The sequence below is a fragment of the Pseudomonas sp. ASL8 genome (genome assembly GCF_056680355.1).
On the sequence record NZ_CM155278.1, the window covers coordinates 859,668 to 880,915 of the forward strand.

20 protein-coding genes are annotated in these 21,248 nt (G+C 57.2%); 6 read left to right on the top strand and 14 right to left on the bottom strand.

What is annotated here, in order from left to right:
• Positions 1-13: 13 nt before the first annotated feature.
• Both AC1MEA_RS04000 and AC1MEA_RS04005 read right to left on the bottom strand, forming a co-directional pair.
• Entirely contained in the window at positions 14-2,395 is a 2,382-nt protein-coding gene (locus AC1MEA_RS04000) for a PepSY domain-containing protein (RefSeq protein WP_480916810.1), read from the bottom strand.
• Positions 2,396-2,511: 116 nt separating this feature from the next.
• Positions 2,512-4,767 carry a TonB-dependent receptor gene (locus tag AC1MEA_RS04005; protein WP_480916812.1) on the bottom strand — a complete coding sequence of 752 codons (2,256 nt, stop codon included), beginning with the start codon at positions 4,765-4,767 and terminating at the stop codon, positions 2,512-2,514.
• Positions 4,768-4,878: 111 nt separating this feature from the next.
• Between AC1MEA_RS04005 and AC1MEA_RS04010 the strand changes: the two genes are divergently transcribed.
• Together AC1MEA_RS04010 and AC1MEA_RS04015 are read left to right on the top strand one after the other, a co-directional pair.
• Entirely contained in the window at positions 4,879-5,559 is a 681-nt protein-coding gene (locus AC1MEA_RS04010; protein ID WP_449634874.1) for a Fe2+-dependent dioxygenase, read from the top strand.
• Positions 5,560-5,562: 3 nt separating this feature from the next.
• Positions 5,563-6,345: a tetratricopeptide repeat protein gene (locus AC1MEA_RS04015; protein ID WP_480916814.1), complete on the top strand. Its 783-nt coding sequence runs from the start codon at positions 5,563-5,565 to the stop codon at positions 6,343-6,345.
• A 56-nt stretch (positions 6,346-6,401) separates the two neighbouring features.
• Here the strand turns inward: AC1MEA_RS04015 and AC1MEA_RS04020 are convergent, their stop codons facing one another.
• The 7 genes from AC1MEA_RS04020 to AC1MEA_RS04050 form a co-directional block, all read right to left on the bottom strand.
• Complete coding sequence (locus tag AC1MEA_RS04020; protein ID WP_480916816.1) at positions 6,402-7,415, bottom strand: alpha-xenorhabdolysin family binary toxin subunit B; 1,014 nt, start codon at positions 7,413-7,415, stop codon at positions 6,402-6,404.
• Positions 7,416-7,487: 72 nt separating this feature from the next.
• Positions 7,488-8,669, bottom strand: coding sequence for an alpha-xenorhabdolysin family binary toxin subunit A (locus AC1MEA_RS04025; RefSeq protein ID WP_480916818.1), 1,182 nt, complete (start codon positions 8,667-8,669; stop codon positions 7,488-7,490).
• Positions 8,670-8,862: 193 nt separating this feature from the next.
• A complete protein-coding gene (locus tag AC1MEA_RS04030) occupies positions 8,863-10,026 on the bottom strand; it encodes a type III PLP-dependent enzyme (RefSeq protein WP_480916820.1) in 1,164 nt (387 codons plus the stop codon).
• 420 nt (positions 10,027-10,446) lie between these two features.
• A complete protein-coding gene (locus AC1MEA_RS04035) occupies positions 10,447-11,616 on the bottom strand; it encodes an osmoprotectant ABC transporter ATP-binding protein OsmV (RefSeq protein WP_449634896.1) in 1,170 nt (389 codons plus the stop codon).
• Positions 11,617-11,630: 14 nt separating this feature from the next.
• Positions 11,631-12,284 (bottom strand): ABC transporter permease, encoded by a 654-nt coding sequence (locus tag AC1MEA_RS04040; RefSeq protein WP_219064311.1) that lies wholly within the window; start codon positions 12,282-12,284, stop codon positions 11,631-11,633.
• Complete coding sequence (locus tag AC1MEA_RS04045) at positions 12,281-13,204, bottom strand: glycine betaine ABC transporter substrate-binding protein (RefSeq protein WP_480916822.1); 924 nt, start codon at positions 13,202-13,204, stop codon at positions 12,281-12,283. Before AC1MEA_RS04045 ends, AC1MEA_RS04040 begins: the two co-directional genes overlap by 4 nt.
• Before the next feature lie 15 nt (positions 13,205-13,219).
• Positions 13,220-13,933 carry an ABC transporter permease gene (locus tag AC1MEA_RS04050; protein WP_322177707.1) on the bottom strand — a complete coding sequence of 238 codons (714 nt, stop codon included), beginning with the start codon at positions 13,931-13,933 and terminating at the stop codon, positions 13,220-13,222.
• Positions 13,934-14,264: 331 nt separating this feature from the next.
• Here AC1MEA_RS04050 and AC1MEA_RS04055 point away from each other — a divergent pair, with 331 nt between their 5' ends.
• A complete protein-coding gene (locus AC1MEA_RS04055; protein ID WP_219064314.1) occupies positions 14,265-15,848 on the top strand; it encodes a peptide chain release factor 3 in 1,584 nt (527 codons plus the stop codon).
• Positions 15,849-15,927: 79 nt separating this feature from the next.
• Here AC1MEA_RS04055 and AC1MEA_RS04060 read toward each other — a convergent pair whose 3' ends face one another.
• Together AC1MEA_RS04060 and mdaB are read right to left on the bottom strand one after the other, a co-directional pair.
• Positions 15,928-16,824 carry a LysR substrate-binding domain-containing protein gene (locus tag AC1MEA_RS04060; RefSeq protein WP_480916825.1) on the bottom strand — a complete coding sequence of 299 codons (897 nt, stop codon included), beginning with the start codon at positions 16,822-16,824 and terminating at the stop codon, positions 15,928-15,930.
• Positions 16,825-16,920: 96 nt separating this feature from the next.
• Positions 16,921-17,505, bottom strand: a complete 585-nt coding sequence (gene mdaB / locus AC1MEA_RS04065) for an NADPH:quinone oxidoreductase MdaB (RefSeq protein ID WP_480916827.1) — start codon at positions 17,503-17,505, stop codon at positions 16,921-16,923.
• A gap of 312 nt (positions 17,506-17,817) precedes the next feature.
• On the opposite strand from mdaB, the gene AC1MEA_RS04070 reads away from it, so the two are divergent.
• Entirely contained in the window at positions 17,818-18,162 is a 345-nt protein-coding gene (locus AC1MEA_RS04070) for a cupin domain-containing protein (protein ID WP_449634882.1), read from the top strand.
• 166 nt (positions 18,163-18,328) lie between these two features.
• Here AC1MEA_RS04070 and AC1MEA_RS04075 read toward each other — a convergent pair whose 3' ends face one another.
• Both AC1MEA_RS04075 and AC1MEA_RS04080 read right to left on the bottom strand, forming a co-directional pair.
• Positions 18,329-18,466, bottom strand: coding sequence for a hypothetical protein (locus tag AC1MEA_RS04075; RefSeq protein ID WP_480916829.1), 138 nt, complete (start codon positions 18,464-18,466; stop codon positions 18,329-18,331).
• Between the two features lie 15 nt (positions 18,467-18,481).
• A complete protein-coding gene (locus AC1MEA_RS04080) occupies positions 18,482-18,775 on the bottom strand; it encodes a hypothetical protein (RefSeq protein WP_480916831.1) in 294 nt (97 codons plus the stop codon).
• 283 nt (positions 18,776-19,058) lie between these two features.
• Here AC1MEA_RS04080 and AC1MEA_RS04085 point away from each other — a divergent pair, with 283 nt between their 5' ends.
• Both AC1MEA_RS04085 and AC1MEA_RS04090 read left to right on the top strand, forming a co-directional pair.
• Positions 19,059-19,631, top strand: a complete 573-nt coding sequence (locus AC1MEA_RS04085) for a sigma-70 family RNA polymerase sigma factor (protein WP_480916833.1) — start codon at positions 19,059-19,061, stop codon at positions 19,629-19,631.
• Positions 19,628-20,269, top strand: a complete 642-nt coding sequence (locus tag AC1MEA_RS04090; protein WP_449634885.1) for a DUF1109 domain-containing protein — start codon at positions 19,628-19,630, stop codon at positions 20,267-20,269. The genes AC1MEA_RS04085 and AC1MEA_RS04090 overlap by 4 nt, the downstream gene beginning before the upstream one ends.
• A gap of 81 nt (positions 20,270-20,350) precedes the next feature.
• On the opposite strand, the gene mmsB is transcribed toward AC1MEA_RS04090, so the two are convergent.
• Positions 20,351-21,238 (bottom strand): 3-hydroxyisobutyrate dehydrogenase, encoded by an 888-nt coding sequence (gene mmsB, locus AC1MEA_RS04095; RefSeq protein ID WP_322177703.1) that lies wholly within the window; start codon positions 21,236-21,238, stop codon positions 20,351-20,353.
• Positions 21,239-21,248 lie beyond the last annotated feature (10 nt).

Genomic DNA, 21,248 nt, shown 5'->3' on the forward strand with positions numbered 1-21,248 from the left:
TGACACACCGCGCTCAATACACATCCCGTCGATAACGCCCTTGCTCGACTAAACGCGCGACCTCTAGCGTCCCCAGCACGTCGACCAGTACATCTTCGACCCCCATCGCCATGCCTTGCAGGCTGCCGCAGATATAAATAACCGCGCCTTCAGCCAGCCACTTGCGCAACTCATCCGCGGACTCACGCAAACGGTCCTGCACATAGATTTTATCGACCTGATCGCGAGAAAACGCCAGGTCCAGTCGTGCCAGATCGCCTGTCGCCAACCAACCTTGCAGCTCCTCCCGGCAATGAAAGTCATGGGCGATGTTGCGCTCGCCAAACAACAACCAGTTGCGTTGCTGTCCTTGGGCAATGCGTGCTTTAAGCAAACTGCGCAACCCCGCCAGACCTGTGCCATTGCCCAGCAGGATCATCGGCACCGGCTCGCGTGGCAGATGAAAGCTGCTGTTTCGTCTGAGACGCAGACTGATGGACGCGCCGAGCGTGGCCTGTTCAGTCAACCAGCCGGAACCCAGCCCAAGGCTGCCGTCTGCATGCACTTCCTGACGGACGATGAGCTGCAGGCTGCCGTCCGCCGGAATCGACGCGATGGAATATTCGCGTACGACAGCACTGTCAGGCGGCAGCACTTCGACCAGATCGCCTGCGTCCCATGCCTGCGCAGTCGGCGGCGTCAGGCTCAGCAGAAACACCTTCGACCCTCCACTGCCGGGGTTCAGCCACTCGCGCTGGCTCAATATCCAACGGCTGAATGCCGGTGCCTGCCAGGCCATCGACGGCGCGCTACCGGTCAATTCCCCGAGCTGCCGTTGCCACTGCTGCAGCGCGACGCTGTCGGCACTGTCGACCTCAATCGGCGCGAACAGCGTGTTGCCACCGCGCTCGGCCAGCCAGCCGTGCAAGCGTTTGGCGAAGCCGCAGAAGTGCTGATACTGGCGGTCGCCCAGCGCCAGCACCGCGTAGTTCAGATTAGTCAGCGACAAGGGCTGGCCGAGCAACGTGCGCTCGAAGCCTCGGGCGCTGTCGGGCGCCTCACCGTCACCGAAAGTACTGACGACGAACAAGGCATTGTGGCTTTGCTTCAAATCCTGCGCCGTGATGTCCGCCAAGCGCTGCACACGCACCGGCAACCCCGTCGCCTGTAGCTGCCCGGCTGTCTGCCACGCCAGCTGTTCAGCGAAACCGCTTTGGCTGGCGAAGCCGATCAGCCAGGCAGGTGCGTCGCTGGCCGTGCCGACATCTCGTATCAGCTGGCCACGCGCAGTTTTGATCTGGCGTTTCTTGCGCCGACGGTCCAGGTACAACAGCCACCCGGTGATAAAAAACAGCGGCATCATCAGCGATGCAACCGTCATCACAACGCGCCCGACGATCCCGAAATAACTGCCGACGTGCAGCGCATAATTGCTGATCAACACCTGCGCGGAGAGGCTCTTGTCGGCATAGCGGGACACCGCGCCGACCTTGCCCGTGGCCGGGTCCAGGGTGATCTGGTTCAGGGCTCGCGGGTGCGGCGAATCCTTGAGCAGGTAATAAACCGTCGCTGCCTGACCCGCCACAGGGGGCAGTCGCAGGTTCCAGCTGCTCAGTTCAGGGCCTGCGACGCTTTGAATACTGGTCCACACCGCAGGGTAGTCAACCGTCGGCAACGGACCTTCTGCTACCGGCTGTCCACGGCCTGGGCGACCGCCGCCTCCCTTGCGCTGCTCGCCAGCGGGTGCGTCGCCCAGCAGTTTAGTCACACCGTTGCTGTACCAGTCGTAGGACCACATCAGGCCCGTCAGCGCTGACACCAGATAGAACACCAGGCACCACGTGCCAAAAACCGAGTGCAAATCCCATTTGAAACCACGGCCTTTTTTCGCCCAGTCCAGGGTCAACCAGATGCGCCAGTTCAAGGCTCTGCGCGGCCAACGCATATAGAGGCCAGACAAACAGAAGAACACCAGAATCAAGGTGCTGGCAGCGGTGATCTGCTTACCGAACTCGCCCAACACCAGAGTACGGTGCAGTTGCAGATTCAGACCAAAAAAATCCTGCCCGAAGACCTCTCCCTGCAATTGGCCGGTGTAGGGATCGAAGTAATTCAGCTCACCACGACGCTCCCCCGGCGGCGGCGTAAACGCCACCCGTGCGGCCTTGTCACTGTCGGCATCGACCCACAGCGAAGCGACCACCTTGCCCGTCTGAGCCTCAAGTTTGCTGACCAGTTCAACCGGCGATAAAACCCCTGAGGCGCGTTGTTCCACGCGCAACACATTCGGGTTGAGCACCTCCAATAGCTCGTCCTGAAACGAGCTGATCGCCCCCGATACGCCCATCAAGGCCAGGACCAGTCCGGCGCTGATACCAAAGAACCAGTGCACCTGAAACAGGGTTTTTTTCAACACCTTGGCTTACCTCACTCAACCGCTACGGCGCATCACGCGCCCAGGCAGCATGCATTCTCGATTGCATAGGCAAACGCCCGGATCACGTAATGAACCGGGCGTTGAACGACCATGGCTTAGAAGTGGAAGTTGACACCCATCAGCGCGGTACGACCGGCGGCAACGTGCGCGTAGTGGGTCTGGAACACTTGATCGAAATAACGCTTGTCGGTCAGGTTCTGCACGTTGAGTTGCAAGTCGACGTTTTTGGTCAGGCGATAGGTCGCCATCGCGTCATAGCGCCAGTAGGACGGGACTTCCACCGAATTGGCTTCGTTGCCGAAACGCGAATCGACGAAGGTGGCTCCAGCGCCAAGGGTCAGTTTCGGCATCACGTCATAGGTCGACCACAGGTTGAAGCTGTTACGCGGGGTGCTCGGCATGTGATTGCCCTGGTCCGCCGCAAGGGTGGTTTTGACCAGTTCGCTTTCCATGTAGGTGTAGCCGCCGAAGACCTTCCAGTTATGGGTAATGTTGCCCGCGTATGTGAACTCGAAACCATCGACGCGCTGTTCGCCATCCAGGACCTGAACGGTCGCGTTATCCGGGTCGTTGATGCGGGCGTTGGTTTTTTCGGTGCGGAACAGCGCAGCGGTTAACGACAGGTCATCGTTAAAGAAGTCCCACTTGGTGCCCACCTCATAGCTGCGGTTCTTTTCTGGCTCGAGATCGGCGTTGTTGGCGGCTATTTCCAGGCCGCCGTTACCGCTGGTTTCACCCGCCGGGTTGCTGGAGGTGGACCATGCCGCGTAAACGCTGCCGTTAGGCAGTGGCTTGAAGACCAGGCCAACCTGATAGTTCAGCAGCCCGCTGGTTTTCTGCCGGGAAAAGGTGCCGGCGGACGTGGTGCGCCCGGCAGTCGCATACCCGCTGGACTCAACGTCGTAGTGGTCATAGCGCAGGCCGAGGTTGAGCGACCATTGTTCGTCGAACTTCAGGGTATCGAACACATACGCAGCGCTGGTTTTAGTGTCGGTGTCGGTGAACGCCTGACTGTCCGTGATGGTGCCGTTCCACGCGTCACCGGGCGTCGGGTTGTACAGGCTGGTGCAATCGCCGGACGCCAGCAACCCCGAAGAGCATGTCGATGCAATGGTGCCGCCGCGGGCGTTGAGCACGTTGTAGTTGCGGTTGTGGGTGTCCTGATAGCTGAACTCCAGCCCGGTCACCAGGCTGTGTTCGATGAAACCACTGTTGAACTTGGCACTCAGGTCCGTCTGGTTGACGAAGCCACTGGAGGTCGAGTTACGGCTTTTGGCCGAGCGTGAGACGGTTCCGTTGGCCACGTTGCCACGGCTGTCGTCCGGGTTAGTGACGATGTAATCCAGGGTCGAGCGCGACATGCGGAAGCTGTTCGACACCGTCAGGTTGTCGTTCAGGTCGTGCTCGATCCTGATCGTACCGCTGTCGTTGGTGCTTTTACGGTAATCGCGATCGGTCAGGCCGTAGAAGTTGTCCTTGCTGACGCTCGCGGGTTTGTCGACGTTGTATTTGCTGCGGGCGGTGCCGCTATTGGTCAACGGGATGCCGTAGTCCGGTATGTCATTGGTGTCCAAGTGATAGTAGTCAACCATCACCCGGGTATCAGTGCCCAAACCGAAAGCGAAGGATGGCGCCACACCCCAGCGGCTGACGTCCACAGCATCACGGCCAGCCACGTTCGCCTCGTGTTTCATCAGGTTCAGGCGGAACGCTGAGGTGTCGGTCATCTGCTGGTTGATGTCCAGCGTATAGCGTTGGGTCTGGTCGGAGCCGAAGGTGTAGCCGCCGTTATAGGCGTCACCCAAGTGAGCGCCCTTGGTGATCAGGTTCAAGCTGCCACCGGTAGAACCCGCGCCGGTGAACGCAGAGCCCGGACCCTTGCTGACTTCCACCGACTCGATGTTGAAGATTTCGCGGCTTTGCGCGGCGATGTCGCGCATACCGTCGATAAACACGTCGCTCTCGGCGTTGAAGCCACGAATGATCGGTCGGTCGGCGTTGGGATTACCACCCTCGCCTGCGCCAAAGGTGATGCCCGGCGTGGTGCGCAATGCATCGGCCAGACTGGTGGCCCCGGTGTCGCGAATGACTTGTTGCGGGATCACGGTGACGCTCTTCGGCGTCTCGCGCAGTGGGGCGGTGTATTTCTTCGACGCGGAGTTGTCGGCTTTGTAAGCCGTGTCTGTCTGCTCGCCAGTGATACTGGTTGCACCCAGAGCAACGGCCTTGTCCTCAGTGCTTTCAGCCGCCTGGGCCATGTGGCTCGCGGACATCGCCGCGATGGCCACGCCGACCGCTGAAGCCAGTGAACGCGACGAGTTGGCAGAAGATTTTAATTGTTGGCACGACATGGTGAGTTCCTTCCCCAAGGAGTTAAGGCGGAGGAATATAGTGCAAACAGGTATTACTATCAATTGAGATAGATTATTATTCGCAATCTTTCTTCCTACAGGTTCTGCGGCATGCTCCTACACATTCCCGGCTTATTTTCTCGCGAAGAGGTGCTGCGCATCCGCAAGGCTCTGGAGCAGGCTGACTGGGCAGACGGCAAGGTCACCGCTGGCTATCAATCGGCCAAGGCCAAGCACAACTTGCAACTGCCCGAAGGCCATCCGCTGGCAATCGAGATCGGTTCCGCCCTGCTGGATCGCTTATGGGGCAACCCGTTATTCATGTCGGCGGCCCTTCCGCGCAAGGTATTTCCCCCGCTGCTTAACTGCTACACCGCCGGTGGCAGCTTTGATTTCCATATCGATAATGCTGTGCGCCAAACCAAGGGCAGCCCGGAGCGAGTGCGCACCGACTTGTCGTCCACCTTGTTTTTCAGCGACCCGGATGAATACGACGGCGGCGAGCTGGAGATTCAGGACACCTACGGCACGCGTCAGATCAAATTGCCCGCTGGCGATCTGCTCCTCTACCCCAGTACCAGCCTGCACAAAGTCAATGCGGTGACTCGCGGCGCGCGTTACGCCTCGTTTTTCTGGACGCAAAGCCTGGTTCGTGAAGACAGCCAGCGCGCCCTGCTGTTTGAAATGGACAACGCGATTCAGCAACTGACCCAGGACGTGCCCGATCATCCTTCACTGATCCAGTTGACCGGTACCTACCACAACCTGCTGCGCCGTTGGGTCGAGGTGTGAACCATGACCTTCTCCCTGCTACGTGAAGAAACTGTCGACGGCGACCAGCTCAGCGCGATGCTGGGGCAAAACCCGGTACGCGCCGCACAAGCGATCCTCAGCGCGGCGAAAGCCAATTTCGTCGACGCTCAGGCGTTGCTGGGACAGATTCTGCTCGACGGCAACGGCATAGAACGCGACCCGAAACTGGCGATGGTCTGGTTTCAGATTGCGGCCAATAGAGGTCACTCCCAGGCGCAGAACATGCTGGGGCGCTGCCATGAACACGGATGGGGTTGTGTCGCCGATCCGCAGAAAGCAGCCACGCACTATCAAATGGCGGCAATTGCCGGGCTGGACTGGGGCCTCTACAACTTTGCCAACCTGCTCGCGACCGGTCGCGGCATGACCAAGGACCCACATCGGGCAATGGCGTGCTACCGCAAAGCAGCCTACATGGGGCATGCCAAATCCATGAACCTGTTGGGGCGGTATCTGGAAGAAGGTGAGTTTTGCGAGGCCGACGCGCAGGCTGCGTTCGACTGGTATCGCCGCTCGGCAGAGGGCGGGGATTTCCGTGGGCAGTTCAGCTATGCCGCAGTGCTGGCCGATCAAGGGCGGATCGAGGAGGCGCTGGGCTGGTTCACTGCTGCATTGGCTGGAGGAAATTTGAATTTCCTCCGGGTGAGTGCCAAGGCCTTGTTGCAGGCTGAGCATCCAACGCTGCGGGCGTTGGCCAGCGACTATCACCGGCGCGCCGCAGCATTGGAAGATGAGTCCGGGCGTCTCGACATCAATAACCTTTAACTCAACGCCCGCGCCCTCCAACTCATCCCGTTGGCGGGCTCACGTTAATACCGTGCTTAGCTCTGCCATGCCTTACGAAGGGTATTCAGGTAGGTACCGAGAGCTTTCGCCTGGATCGCAAATCGCTCGGCACGTTGAGCTACTACTTCGGCGCTGTTGGGGAGATTGCTGTTCACGAATGTAGAAAGCGCCTCGCCAATTTTATTGATTTCCTGAGCGTACCGCGTTTTATGATCATTGAGCCCCCCTGCGGTTGTGAGTTGCTGGATTCGCGTGGACGACGTCTCGATCTGATCCTCCAGATCGAGTACTTTTTTACGTCGCCCTTTCAGACGCTCCTGAACCACGCTGCGGGCTTCAATCAAGTGAGTGTAATTAACGCCATCGCTGGCCAACCCCAGAATATTTTTTACCCCCGTAATACCTGCCTGAATCGCGCCAAGCGCAGGGTCTTTCGGATCAATTTTTGTCAGTTCCTGAAGGCTTTCAACCAAAGGTTTCAATTTATCGAAAAACGTGAGCTTTTCCATTTCATTGATTGCAGCCTTCAACAGCTCTGCATTAGCTTCAAGTGCAGCGAGCGCCTCTCTTTCGACCGTGAGCAGTGCGTGACTGGTTTCGACCGACTGCTCTAACTCAAGCAGTCGGTATTTATTGTCGCTCAGCCTAACGGCATTGAGGTTTGTTACACGATCATCCAGATCGCTGGCGTACTGTTTAACGGTCGACACGCTCTGATCAATCAGCCCGGATACTTCTTTGGCGTATTCTGCAATCGCCGCCTTGCTCTCCTCGGTCGGTGCTTGTTTGTTAAGCGTGTCTATGGCGGTTAAGAGAGTGTTCACTTCCTCATTCTCTAACGTGATGGGCGCCCCCGTGAGTACATTCAGCGTGTATTCATCGGTCAGGCTGATTTCTTTGCGCAAGCCTAGAAGTTCGTCTCTCAAAACAGGAAGATAAATATTACCCAGCGTAATGACATGATGATTAATCTCAGCCCTGCTGACGCGGATAATTTCCAGGTCGGGTTGAGGAAGCTGATAAGGCGTATCTAACATATGAACAGTCATGGAATTCTCTATGGGATAGGAAAAAAAACAGTGAAGCGATAGCGGCTACAAAAACCTTGAATACAACACCACTTAACGCTCAGCCGTCACATTATTAAAAGCAGTCAGTAAGTCCTGTGCCTGTTTCCGTATACTGATCCAGCTTGAAATGATGCTCTCGAGGCGGGTCACGAAAATCACCAGGTAGGTGGCGTCGGTAATACCTTCCAACTTCCGATATGAGGAATCGATGTACCCCTGAATCAGCCCCCACATGCTCTCAAGATTGGAGGCACTGCCTGAAGCACCATCGATTCGATCTTTCAAATCCTGAAGACTGGTTTCGAAACTTATAAGGGAGCTTAGTAAAGTATCGTGATCGGAAACCTGCTGCTCCAGTGCTTGCTTTTGAGCTATTAATGCATTTTTCTCTGCCGCCGTTGCCGCTGCTTTGGGCCCATAGATCGAAGCGCTGATTGCAAGACCGACCGGCCCCCACCAAACCCCCAACCATTTATAGTTGGAGTAAGACTCGTAGGTGGCCAGTTTCTCGGCAATGAGCGTATTGATGATGTCGATCTCCGCCGTAAGCCTGGCTATATTTTTGTCACTTACGTTACTGGCACATAATTCAATCTTTAAACCCACCGCCGGGGCGATGCGGTCTTTCAACATATCCTTGAAATCGGAAATTTTTGAATTCAGGTCGGTGGCAGTTTTACTGTGATGATCGAGGGTGGTTCTCAAATCATCAACCAAAGTCAGCAAGGTCGGAATTTTTTTCTTGTCACCTTCGCCCAGACTCACTTCAGGAAGTTTATCGATCTCTTCGGGCGTCAGATCACCCACCTTACCGAGCGTAGACTGGTAACTTTCCAGGCCTTTGACAAAGGCCGTTATTGCACCACCGCTGCTTTCCAGGTCTTCCGAAAAAACGACCAGACTGGTGCCAACGGTCTTCATACCCGTTTCAATAGTCGACCAGGTTTCAGCGTGTTCTTTTATGTCCTGATAGAGAACTTGCATATCACGCGGCTCAAGGCCAGGGATATCAATTTTTTTATAGCCCAATAGCTGCTCTACCTGAGCAAGTTCGGCCGGAAGTCCAAGCCCCTTCTCGACGTATCTTTTTATCCGCCGGACATCTTCGTTAGTGACCAATAACCCGGGGGACCGGACAACGTCTGAATGACTGCCGGACGCAGCCATCATGAAGCGCGTGCTAACAGCTTCTGCTTCTTCAGCGGAGACTTCCGCTGTGTTTGAATTGAGCATAATCGAATCCTTGATTACTGGGTGATGGCGCGTTTAAACGCTCAGCCAAAAAGTAGCAGAGCACACACCCAATAAACAGTTAACGGAATCGACACACCCTGTAGGAATATAACGCCACACACTGACTACTTTCTAATCCGCACAAAAAAGGCCCATGATCGCTCATGGGCCTTTTGCGTTACGCGCTCAGCAATTACACGTAGTAAGACTTCAATGGCGGAAAGCCATTGAACTCAACTGCGCTGTAGCTGGTGGTGTACGCGCCGGTGGACAACCAGTACAAGCGGTCGCCGATGGCCAGGTTCAGTGGCAGGCCATACTTGTAGTTCTCGTACATGATGTCGGCGCTGTCGCAGGTTGGGCCCGCGATGACCACTTCTTCCATCTCGCCTTTCTTCTCGGTCCAGATCGGAAACTTGATGGCTTCGTCCATGGTTTCGATCAGGCCGGAGAATTTGCCCACGTCCGTGTAAACCCATCGCTCTACGGCGGTACGCGATTTACGTGCAACCAGTACCACTTCGCTGACCAGGATACCGGCGTTGGCAATCAACGAACGGCCTGGCTCAAGAATGATTTCCGGCAAATCGTCGCCGAAGTCTTCCTTGAGGAAACGGATGATTTCTTCAGCGTAGGTTTCCAGGCTGTTGGTACGGGTGATGTAGTTGGCCGGGAAGCCGCCACCCATGTTGATCAGCTTGAGAACGATGCCGTCTTCTTCTTTCAAACGCTCGAAGATCACTTTGACCTTGGCGATCGCTGCGTCCCACACACTGATGTCACGCTGCTGCGAACCTACGTGGAACGAGATGCCGTAAGGCACCAGGCCCAGTTCACGCGCGAGGATCAGCAGGTCCATAGCCATGTCGGTCTGGCAACCGAACTTGCGGGACAATGGCCAGTCAGCGGTGGTCGAGCCTTCGGTGAGAATGCGCACATAGACTTTCGAACCCGGCGCGGCCTTGGCAATGTTGCGCAGGTCGGCTTCAGAGTCAGTGGCATACAGACGCACACCCTTCTCGTAGAAGTAGCGAATGTCTTTGGATTTCTTGATGGTGTTGCCGTAGCTGATCAGGTCCGGGCCAACGCCCTGATTCATGACCTTGTCCAGCTCGTAGATCGAAGCGATATCGAAGTTCGAACCCTTGCTTTTGAGCAGGTCGATGATTTCCACCGCCGGGTTGGCTTTGACCGCGTAGTAGATCTTGGCGAAATCGAAGCCTGCGCGCAGGTCGTCGTAGGCCTTGCTGATCATCTGGGTATCGATGACCACGAACGGGGTTTCATGCTTGTCGGCGAACGCCTTCATTTTGTTGAAGGTATCGCGCTCAAAATAGTCTTCGACCTGGATCGGCATGCTGGGAACTCCTACTGGCAAACTAAATTAATCAATGGGTGCAAATGAACGTCCTCCGTGTGTATCCCCACTTTGGTTCGCCTACTTCCCAAGGCATGTCCGCCGAAAGCAAAAAAGGTCAACCGGGCCCTGCGGGCGTCTGGGTGACCTTGCTGTCTCGTCGTCAGTACTTGAGCCGGATGGATCGTTTCCAGCATGGACGTTCGGCGCGAACTTTAGGACTTGAGGGGCTTGAGATCAACAAAAAATGTCGCGTTTTTACACACGTCCGTCGCCAGACGAGGATCACTGACTTATGTAACGGACCGATGTGACAGCATGATGTTCCCCTAGCGGGGATTTTCAGGGGAGCCGCGTCGCTCAAAATCGCGGGCAAGCGCGATCCGTTGCAGGAGCGCGCTTGCCCGCGATGGCATCAGATCAGACTGCCGCAGCCTGCTCAGCCAACTCCGCAGGCGAGGTGATGCTGGTTTTGCCGCCCTTCGAACGGCCCGAGCTCAGGTACTCGGCAATCGACTCTTGGGTGACTTCCCCGAGGAAGACCCGCTCGGCGTCCATCACCGGCAACCATGACCGATTGAACTCGTACATGCGCGACAGCAGGATCCGCAAGTGTTCGTCGAACGCGGCGGTAGCGTTGAATTCGCGCAGGTATTGCGCGCAGGTGCCTTGCTGACGGTGCAGGTCGCGGCGACGGACATAGCCCAGGCCTTTGTTATCGGCATCGGTGACGACCACGTAGCGGCGGTCGAGTTCGTCCATCAGTTCAAGCGCTTCGGCCACCGGGGTTTCCGGGCTGACCGATGGCGCGTTGTCGGCAGCGTCTTCGGCGCGGACCAACAGCAGGCGTTTGAGCGTGCTGTCCTGACCCACGAAGTTGCTGACGAAATCGTCTGCCGGGTGTGCCAGCAAGGTGTCTGGATGATCGAACTGAATCAGCTTGCCACCACGGAAGATCGCAATCTTGTCGCCAAGCTTGATGGCTTCGTCGATGTCGTGGCTGACCATGATCACAGTCTTGTTCAGCGCCCGTTGCATCTCGAAGAACTCGTTCTGGATCATTTCACGGTTGATCGGGTCGACCGCGCCGAAGGGTTCGTCCATCAGCAACAACGGGGCATCGGCCGCCAGCGCACGAATCACGCCGATCCGCTGTTGCTGACCGCCGGACAATTCACGTGGGTAGCGGCTCAGGTACTGCTTGGGCTCAAGCTTGATCATGCTCATCAACTCGCGAGCGCGGTCGTGGCACTTCTGTTTGTCCCAGCCCAGCAAACGCGGAACGATGGTGATGTTTTCTTCGATGGTCATGTTCGGGAACAGACCAATCTGCTGAATCACGTAGCCGATATTGCGACGCAGGGTCACGGCATCCAGATCAGCGGTGTCTTCGCCGTTGATCAACACCTTGCCTGAGGTGGGCATGATCAGCCGGTTGATCATTTTCAGCGTGGTGCTCTTGCCGCAACCCGAGGGCCCGAGGAATACACAGATCTCGCCTTCGTTGACGGTCAGGCTCACGGAATCCACGGCGGTAACGTCTTTGCCATTGGTGTGAAACGTCTTGGTCAGGTTCTGAAGTTCGATCATTTGCTTTGGATTCATCATTTCAATAGACCTTTTGGAGTCAGCGTGCGTTGCAGCCATTGCAGAAGCAGGTCGGCGAAGATGGCCAGAAGACTGACCAGTACGGCGCCGACGATCAGCATCGACATATCGCTGCGGCTGATTGAAGCGAGAATAAGTACACCCAGACCACCGGCACCGATGGTCGCGGCGATGGTCATGACGCCAATGTTCATCACCACGGCAGTGCGCACCCCAGCAAGAATCACTGGCACGGCGATGGGCAATTCGACCATGCGCAGGCGCTGACCGAAGGTCATGCCGATGCCTTTGGCCGCTTCGCGAATGCCCGGTTCGACACCCGTGAGTGCCAGGTAGGTGTTACGCATGATCGGTAGCAGCGAGTACAGAAACACGGCGGTGATTGCCGGCATCGGCCCCAGACCCTGACCGAACTTCGAATAGAACGGCAGCAACAAGCCGAACAGGGCAATCGAGGGCACGGTAAGCAACACCGTGGCACTGGCTTGCAGCGGACCGGCCAGTGCCGGAAAACGTGTCATTAATACGCCCAACGGGACGCCAACCACGATGGCCAGGGTCACGGCGATCCCGACCAGGGTGATGTGCTGCCAGGTCAGGTGCAGGACCAGAGGCCAGTCCAGGTGGGAGAAGGTGCTGAAGATATTCATTGCTTCTCCTTATTGTCTTGGGAGACAGGGTGCAGTGGGTGCTCGCGCAGGAAATCCGCGGCAACGATGGAGGGGCTGTCGTGATCGACATCGACCCGCGCATTGAGCGCGCGCATGGTGATGTCATCCAGCAGTTCGGCCAGCGGCTTTAGCTGCGCGGCGAGGTCCGGATGAGCGTTCAGGTATTCCTGGCGAATCACCGGTGCAGCGGTGTAGTCCGGGAAGTAATGTTTGTCGTCTTCGAGCAGCTTGAGCTGGAACGCGTTCAGGCGTCCGTCGGTGGTGTAGACCAGCCCGGCGAAGACCTGGCCGTTACGCAGCGCGGTATAGACCAGCCCGGCATCCATCTGGCGGATGCTCTCGCGGTTCAGGTTCATGTCGTATTGCTTGACCATCCCAATCAAACCATCGGAACGGTTGGCGAACTCGGTGTCCAGCGCAACGATGTGTTTGTCTTTCACCTCGTCTTTCAGGACGCTGCTCAGGTCGCTGATGGTGTTGATCTGCGGATACTGGTCAGCGATTTTTTTCGGCAACGCCAACGCGTAGGTGTTGCTGAATTTCGACGGTGAAAGCCAGACCAGCCCCTTCTTCGCGTCCAGCGTTTTGACCCGCTCAAAGGTCTGCGCGCTATCGAGCTTTTCGTCGACATGGTTGTAATTCACCAGGGACACCCCGGTGTACTCCCAGATCAAATCCAGTTGCCCGCTTTCTTGCGCGCTGCGCGCCAGATTGCTACCCAGGCCACCGGTCACTCGAACGTCGTAGCCCTTGGTGCGCAAATACTGCGCGGTGAGTTCCGCGAGGATTGTCTGCTCGGTGAACACTCGGGCACCGACGCGGATTACCGGCTTTTCAGCCGCTTGGGCAAATCCCGAGAGCAGCAAGGCAAAGCCTATAAATAAGCATGATCTTTTCATTGGAATTCCTTTCAATCAGCGGGTCAGACCGCGTTCCAGCCAGAGTCGGCTCGCCAGTGTCACCACGCCATCAAGCAGCAGTGCGAGCAAGGCGGTACACGCTGCACCGAGCAGCAGCTGCGGCTGATTGTTCAAGGCGATGCCGGGAAAAATCAGACTGCCCAAGCTGTTGGCGCCAATCAGAAAGGCCAGCGGGGCCGTCCCGACATTGATCGCCAAGGCCACCCGCACACCACCGACGATAATCGGCACGGCATTCGGCAATTCGACACGCAGCAGCACCTGGGTGGGTGTCATACCGATGCCGACGGCGGCTTCCTTGAGTGAACCCTGAACATTTTTCAGGCCTTCATAGGTGTTGCGCACGATGGGCAACAATGAGGCGAGGAACAGGGCGAAGATGGCCGGTCCGCTACCAATCCCGAGAATTCCAAGGGCAATGGCCAGCACGGCGAGAGGTGGGACGGTGTTACCAATATTGAATATCTGCATGAAGCGTTCGGCGCGGCCAACCATGTTCGGTCGGCTGAGGGCAATGCCAGCCGGGATTCCGACCACCAGGGCTGCCAACATTGAAACCATCACCAGAATCAGATGGGCTTGCAGATAAAACAACAGATCGTCTTGGTACTGTTCGATGGTACTGATGCCGATCCAGTGGATCAGCAGGGCCAGAAATGCGATGACAACCGCACCTCCCAATAGCCCCTTGCCATAGCGATTAGCCACAGGCGGACTCCTTATTTCAGTCGGCAAACGCGTTGCAAGGCCGGCCAATACTGGCAGCACACAAACGTTCGCGAAGAGCAGCGGGTGGGTCGCCGGTAAGGGTTTAACCTCGGCGAAAACACAAGCCATAAGCGCAGCTTCGTCAAGCTAACTAGCTGAATTTTCAGCCCCTGACGTTGGCTGTAACAGGGGAGTGGACGTCTCCACAGCCTGAAAGGTTCCCACGAAAGACACTATTTCGCCACCTTTGATCGACTGAGCGGTTCGGTTATTGCATCAATTTGGGCTATAATCGGCGCCCTTTTTTGAATCACCTGCCAGGCGATTTCCCATGACCAACCAGGCCGCCGAAGTCGCGAAACGCCGCACTTTCGCCATTATTTCCCACCCGGATGCGGGTAAGACCACCATCACTGAAAAGTTGCTGTTGATGGGTAAGGCCATTGCTATCGCCGGCACGGTGAAGTCACGTAAATCCGACCGCCACGCGACGTCCGACTGGATGGAGATGGAGAAACAGCGCGGGATTTCCATCACCACATCGGTCATGCAGTTCCCGTATCGCGATCACATGATCAACCTGCTCGACACCCCGGGCCACGAAGACTTCTCCGAAGACACCTACCGCACCCTGACGGCAGTGGACTCGGCATTGATGGTGCTCGATGGTGGTAAAGGCGTCGAACCACGGACCATTGCGTTGATGGATGTCTGCCGTTTGCGCGACACCCCTATCATCAGCTTTATCAACAAACTCGACCGCGACATCCGCGACCCGATCGAACTGCTCGACGAAATCGAAGCCGTCCTGAAGATCAAGGCCGCGCCGATCACCTGGCCCATCGGTTGCTACCGCGACTTCAAGGGTGTGTACCACCTGGCCGACGACTACATCATTGTCTACACCGCCGGTCACGGTCATGAGCGTACCGACGTCAAGATCATCGAAAAACTTGATTCGGATGAAGCCCGCGCCCACTTGGGTGATGAGTACAAACGCTTCGTCGATCAGCTGGAACTGGTGCAAGGCGCCTGCCACACGTTCAATCAGCAGGAGTTCCTCGACGGTCAGTTGACCCCGGTGTTCTTCGGTACTGCGTTGGGTAACTTCGGTGTCGATCACGTACTGGACGCGGTTGTGAACTGGGCACCCAAGCCGTTGGCCCGGGTTGCCAACGAGCGCACAGTAGAACCGAACGAGGAAAAATTCAGCGGTTTCGTGTTCAAGATTCAAGCGAACATGGACCCTAAGCACCGCGACCGTATCGCTTTCATGCGTATCTGTTCGGGCCGCTATGACAAAGGCATGAAGATGCGCCACGTGCGTCTGGGTAAAGAAGTGCGGATCGGCGACGCGCTGACGTTCTTCTCCTCAGAGCGTGAGCAACTGGAAGAAGCCTACGCTGGCGACATCATCGGCCTGCACAACCACGGCACGATCCAGATTGGTGACACCTTTACCGAAGGCGAGAACCTGGGCTTCACCGGTATCCCGCACTTCGCCCCGGAACTGTTCCGCCGCGTACGCCTGAAGGATCCGCTCAAGTCCAAGCAATTGCGTCAGGGCTTGCAGCAACTGGCCGAAGAAGGCGCCACGCAGGTGTTCTTCCCGACGCGCAGCAACGACATCATCCTCGGCGCCGTGGGCGTTCTGCAGTTCGATGTGGTTGCCAGCCGCCTGAAGGAAGAATACAAGGTCGAGTGCGCCTACGAGCCGATCACCGTGTGGTCAGCCCGCTGGATTGAATGCAGCGACAAGAAGAAGCTCGAAGAATTCCAGATCAAGGCCGTGGAAAACCTTGCAGTCGATGGCGGCGGTCACCTGACCTACCTGGCACCGACCCGGGTCAACCTGGCCCTGATGGAAGAGCGCTGGCCTGATGTGAAATTCCGCGCAACGCGTGAGCATCACTGATAGCCAGTAGACCCTGTGCAGGCGTGAACGGGAGACGCATGTCTCTCGATAAAAGCAGTCGTCCTTCAGGCGACTGCTTTCACGCCGCGTACCCCGCCAGTTTTTTCTGAATAAAATCCAGAAAGCATTGAATACGCAGCGCCAACTGCGAATTTCGGTAATACACCGCATGGATCGGTTGCCGATAGCCGCTGTTGGCTTCCGGCAGGACCACCACCAGCCGCCCGAGGCGGATATCTTCGTGGGTCATGAAGTGGGAAAGGCAGACAATGCCCTCCCCGGCCAACGCCAACTGGCGCAAGGTCTCGCCACTGGAGGCAGACATCGCGGGCTGGATCTGCAATCGATCACCCTCAGCGTGACGCAACGGCCAATGGTTCAGGCTTTCTGTCTGGGTAAAGCCGAGCAAGGCATGGCTGGCCAGCGCTTCAACCGTGGCCGGAGTGCCGTGCTGCTTCAGGTAGGCGGGGCTGGCAAGAATGTTCAGCGGGCTGCTGCCCAATGAGCGCGCATGCAGCGTCGAATCGGCCAGGGTGCCAATGCGAATCGCCACATCAGTGCTTTGTTCAAGCAAGTCGATGATCAGGTCGTTGCTGTTCAGTTCCAGCAGAATGTCCGGGTACAGCCTGCGGAACTCGGCAACGTAAGGCACCACCGCATGCAGCATGAACGGCGACGCAGCATTGATCCGTAAACGCCCGGAGGGCACTTGTTGGCGCAGGGACAGTCGCTCTTCAAGCTCATCCATCTGCGCCAGAATCTGCTTGGCTTTTTCGAGGAAGAACCTGCCCTCTTCAGTCAGATCCATGCGCCGCGTGGTGCGATTGATCAGGGTGGTTTCCAGCTTCGCCTCAAGCCGCGACAAGGTCCTGCTGATGGCCGAAGGGGTTTGCCCAACTTGCTCGGCAGCAGCAGATATCGAACCGCTTTCAATCACCGAAACGAATACCTGCAACTCATCTGATCTGGCTTTCACTGTTGTCTCCTGCTCAAAACTGGCTAAATATTAGCCTTGTTTTGAGCAAAAGACAGGCTGTTTCATTCGCAGCACAGGTCCCCTGGGTACTCAGAATCAGACGCTGAATACGTTTGCCAGATGCTGCTCATAACGCGCCACATCCGCCTCGATGGCCGGGATTTTCATCACGTCAACCGAGAGAAAAGTCGGCAACACCGCCAGGCCAAGGAATTCGTTGGCTTTATGGAACGGGAAGTACACCGCATCCACGCCTTTCCCTTCGAAAAAATCGCTCGGGTCATCGAATGCTTGCTGCGGCGCGTTCCAGGTCGCGGAAATCATGTACTGCTTACCCTGCAATAAACCACCGCTGCCGTATTTCTGCGACGCGTCGGAACGGGTCCGACCGTCGTTGGCGTAAAGGCTGCCATGACCTTCGGTGAACACTTCATCGACGTACTTCTTCACGGTCCACGGTGCGCCCATCCACCAGCCCGGCATCTGGTAAATGATCACATCGGCCCAGAGGAATTTGGCCACTTCTTCGGCCACGTCATAGCCCGCGTCGATTTGGGTTTCCTTGACATCAAACCCGGAGCGATCAAGGAAGGCCAGCGCCGCGTTGTGCAAGGTGGCGTTATACAAACCCTCGGAGTGAGCGAATTTTTTGCCGCCGTTCAATAACAGAATTTTTTTCATGGGTATCTCATCAGTATTCAATGGCAAGCCGCAGTGCAGACGCGCTTGATTGAGGAGGTTATAAATTGACTGACGGCAGAATACCGATGAGACCGCGAATGAATAAGCCGCAGCCGGGCAAAATACTTTTGATTCCAGCGCACGAATAGCGCTCAGATTATTGCCGCATGGTTTTAATGCATCGAGTGCGGGCTCCGCGTTTCTGGATACCTCAGTGTCGAGCACAGACAATTGCCCCTGACGTAACCACCCTATGGTGTCAGAGCGCGGCATACACCGTCTGACAACCGCGCCCCTACCTTTGGAGTTGTCATGTCTGCGCCTATTACCGTTCTTCGCGATACTCACCCACTGCCCCTGCTCGACGCCTGCAAATGGGAAAAGCTCGAAGGTGACCCGCACACCGTCAACCTCAACGCATACACCTCCGAGGATGGCAGCAAGATCATGGGCACCTGGATCTGCACGCCGGGCAAATGGCGAGTGGACTACGTGAAGTGGGAGTACTGCCATTTCCAGGAAGGCTACTGCATCATCACCCCTGACGGCATGGCGCCGATCCACCTGCGGGCGGGCGATATTTTTGTTGTTGAACCTGGAATGAAAGGAACGTGGGAAGTGGTTGAGACTGTGCGCAAGTATTTCGTTTTTGCTTGAGCTGCTCTTCATCGATCAGCGTCGCTCATGGCGAAAGCATCGGCAGTAAATAGCTGGATCAGCAGACCGGAGAGGTCCAGCGACGGCTGAACGTGGAACGCTGGCCGCGCGAGGCGCTCGAAAATGAGTGCCTCGCACGATCCGCGAGTGCCCTGCGAGGTTGCAATTACACCGGTTTGAAAGTGCCCATGCCGCGTGGCGTCTTGCTGCTGGTGAAAGTCCCGGCGGGGCATTTTTCCTGGCATTGGATTGGTAGTCCATTGCTTGGGCCCGCGCCCGCGTTGCAATCGTTATGACCAGCCATCACCACGCCGTAACATTACTTCATGGCACCTGATTTCATGGCGCCAGGAGCCATGGTGTCAGCTGCCATAGCGCCAGCCGCTTTAGTGTCAGCGGCCATGGAGCCCGGAGCCATGGTGTCAGCCGCCATGGCACCAGCAGCTTTGGTGCCCGCCGCCATAGAGCCAGGGGCCATGGTGTCAGCCGCCATGGCACCAGCAGCTTTGGTACCAGCCGCCATAGAGCCAGGAGCCATACTGTCAGCCGCCATGGCGCCAGTGGCCATCGAAGAGAAAGCGAGTGCCACGGCAACGAGTTTAAGGATGTTCATGATGACTTCTCCAGAGCAATGAGGGGTAGTCCGCATGCCAGTGCGCTCGAGCACTGTACGTGCGATCCGTAAGGTAGTTCGCCGACACTCGCCATCTGGTTACAGCGACCTGGAAATATTTTTTCGAACGTTTTATCTGGTCTGCACCCTCAACCCCGGCAAGAATGTTTGCGGCTTTAGCGTAATCAACGCTCACTGTGGCTTCGATACCCACTCGCTGCGAGATGGCCAGCGGAAGGCCGTGCTAAAAAATACTTCACCTATTGTGTAACCAGAGCGAGCGATGGACCGAACTACACATAACGAGTCGTTGCGCAGCCGCGAAATGCATCTTCAAGCGCTGTTCCTCGCAGGACTGTGCGGTGATGAAACGGCCTACCGGACGTTTCTTTCTGAATTGAGCACGCATCTACGCGGCTTTCTCAGGGCGCGGCTTCAGAGCCAGCCGGGCGAAATTGAAGATCTGCTGCAAGAGGTATTGCTGGCCGTGCATAACGGACGCCAGACATACCGAGTCGAGCAGCCTTTGACCGCCTGGGTTTTCGCCATTGCGCGTTATAAACTCACGGATCTTTTCCGGGCACGTTCGCGTCACGATGTATTCAATGATTCCATCGACGATGCGATGGAGCTGTTTGCCGAGCCACATCTAGAGCCTGCGCAGGCTAGCCGCGACCTGGACAAACTGCTTGAGCAGTTACCCGACCGTCAGCGCCTACCTATCATGCACGTGAAGCTCGAGGGGTTATCGGTCACAGAAACAGCTTGGGTGACGGGATTGTCCGAGTCGGCGGTAAAGATTGGCGTACACCGCGGGCTCAAAGCCCTGGCGGCAAAGATCCGAGGCACACGATGAAAACTGATGATCTTGTTTCACTGCTCGCCACTGGCGTCACACCGATAGACCGGTGGGCGCTTGCGAAGCGCTTCGGCATCGCCGTGCTGATTGGGATACTCGGTGCGAGCCTGCTGGTGGTTTCGACCCTGGGTATGCGCACAGACCTCGTCCAAGTATCGGCCACGGCAACTTTCTGGGCAAAAATCGCGTTCCCTCTGAGCTTGATTATCGGGGCCCTGATGATGGTGGCGCGCTTGGCCAGACCCGGGATGAGCAGCGGACGCGGCGGATTACTGGTCAGCGCTGCGGTCGCCGCGGTCTGGTTGAGCGGGTTTTATGTGCTGGCCGTCGCAGTGCCCAGCGCACGGGTCTCTATGCTGCTCGGCAAAACATGGCGAGTGTGTGCGCTGAATATCATGCTGCTCTCGATCCCCGGATTCATCGCGGTGTTCTGGGCCCTGAGAGGCCTTGCCCCAACCCGCCTGGCGTTGACCGGCGCGAGTGGCGGCTTGCTCGCGGGATCGATGGCGACCCTCGCCTATTGCCTCCACTGCCCCGAGATGGAAGTGCCGTTCTGGGGTGTCTGGTACACGCTTGGCATGTTGGTACCGACTGCAATCGGCGCAGCATTGGGGCCACGCTGTCTGCGCTGGTAGACCACGCGCTCGAGCTGATTGGCATAAAAAAACGGACAGCTCGACGACTCGAGCTGTCCGTTTTTTTGTGCGGGAGACGCTTTACTCAGCCTTGCGATACGACTCGATAATCGCTGAGAAATCCTTGCCGCCTTCGCCGCGCAAGCTCATCGCCTGGTACAGCTGTTGTGCCACCGCGCCGAGAATCACTGGCTGATGGGCGACCCGTGCGGCTTCGGTCGCCAAGCCCAAATCCTTGAGCATCAGTTCCGCCCCGAAGCCGCCGGTGTAACCACGCGAAGCTGGCGCGGTTTCGACGATGCCCGGCCACGGGTTGTAGACTTCAGAACTCCAGCAACGCCCGGTGGAGCTGTTGATGATGCCAGCCAGAACGCCGGTATCGATCCCCAGCGAATTGCCCAAGGCCATGGCTTCGGCCACGCCGATCATGGAAATCCCCAGCAGCATGTTGTTGCAGATTTTGGCGATCTGCCCGGTACCGACATCGCCGCAGTGGACGATATTCTTGCCCATCTGCGCCAATACCGGTTTCAGTACTTCGAAGTGTTCTGCGCTGGCGCCGACCATAAAGGTCAGGGTCCCGGCTTGCGCACCGCCGGTGCCACCGGAAACAGGGGCATCCCCCAGCACCACGCCTTGTTTGGCCGCAGTCGCCGCGACATCGCGGATGGTCTGTGGATCAATGGTGCTGCAATCCACTGCGGGCACCCCTTGGGCGATGCCGGCCAGCACGCCGTCTTCATTCAAGTACACGCTGCGCACATGTGCGGCAGCCGGCAGCATGGTGATGACCAGCTCACTGCCCTGCGCCGCGTCCTTGGGCGAGGCGCTGATGTGCCCCCCCAGTGCGGCGAGCTCGGCCAGCACTGTCTGGTTGAGGTCAAACAGGTTCAGCTGATGACCGGCCTTGATCAAGTTGCGGGCCATGGGCGCGCCCATGTTACCGAGGCCGATAAATGCAATTTTCATAATCGTTCTC

Coding starts and splice junctions, on each gene's coding strand:
- AC1MEA_RS04070 (WP_449634882.1), top strand. CDS start 17,818: ATGTCTGCGCCTATTACCGTTCTTCGCGATACTCACCCACTGCCCCTG.
- AC1MEA_RS04010 (WP_449634874.1), top strand. CDS start 4,879: ATGCTCCTACACATTCCCGGCTTATTTTCTCGCGAAGAGGTGCTGCGC.
- AC1MEA_RS04085 (WP_480916833.1), top strand. CDS start 19,059: ATGGACCGAACTACACATAACGAGTCGTTGCGCAGCCGCGAAATGCAT.
- AC1MEA_RS04075 (WP_480916829.1), bottom strand. CDS start 18,466: ATGGCTGGTCATAACGATTGCAACGCGGGCGCGGGCCCAAGCAATGGA.
- AC1MEA_RS04035 (WP_449634896.1), bottom strand. CDS start 11,616: ATGATCGAACTTCAGAACCTGACCAAGACGTTTCACACCAATGGCAAA.
- AC1MEA_RS04020 (WP_480916816.1), bottom strand. CDS start 7,415: ATGACTGTTCATATGTTAGATACGCCTTATCAGCTTCCTCAACCCGAC.
- AC1MEA_RS04055 (WP_219064314.1), top strand. CDS start 14,265: ATGACCAACCAGGCCGCCGAAGTCGCGAAACGCCGCACTTTCGCCATT.
- AC1MEA_RS04030 (WP_480916820.1), bottom strand. CDS start 10,026: ATGCCGATCCAGGTCGAAGACTATTTTGAGCGCGATACCTTCAACAAA.
- mdaB (WP_480916827.1), bottom strand. CDS start 17,505: ATGAAAAAAATTCTGTTATTGAACGGCGGCAAAAAATTCGCTCACTCC.
- AC1MEA_RS04025 (WP_480916818.1), bottom strand. CDS start 8,669: ATGCTCAATTCAAACACAGCGGAAGTCTCCGCTGAAGAAGCAGAAGCT.
- AC1MEA_RS04005 (WP_480916812.1), bottom strand. CDS start 4,767: ATGTCGTGCCAACAATTAAAATCTTCTGCCAACTCGTCGCGTTCACTG.
- AC1MEA_RS04045 (WP_480916822.1), bottom strand. CDS start 13,204: ATGAAAAGATCATGCTTATTTATAGGCTTTGCCTTGCTGCTCTCGGGA.
- AC1MEA_RS04015 (WP_480916814.1), top strand. CDS start 5,563: ATGACCTTCTCCCTGCTACGTGAAGAAACTGTCGACGGCGACCAGCTC.
- AC1MEA_RS04040 (WP_219064311.1), bottom strand. CDS start 12,284: ATGAATATCTTCAGCACCTTCTCCCACCTGGACTGGCCTCTGGTCCTG.
- AC1MEA_RS04090 (WP_449634885.1), top strand. CDS start 19,628: ATGAAAACTGATGATCTTGTTTCACTGCTCGCCACTGGCGTCACACCG.
- AC1MEA_RS04080 (WP_480916831.1), bottom strand. CDS start 18,775: ATGAACATCCTTAAACTCGTTGCCGTGGCACTCGCTTTCTCTTCGATG.
- mmsB (WP_322177703.1), bottom strand. CDS start 21,238: ATGAAAATTGCATTTATCGGCCTCGGTAACATGGGCGCGCCCATGGCC.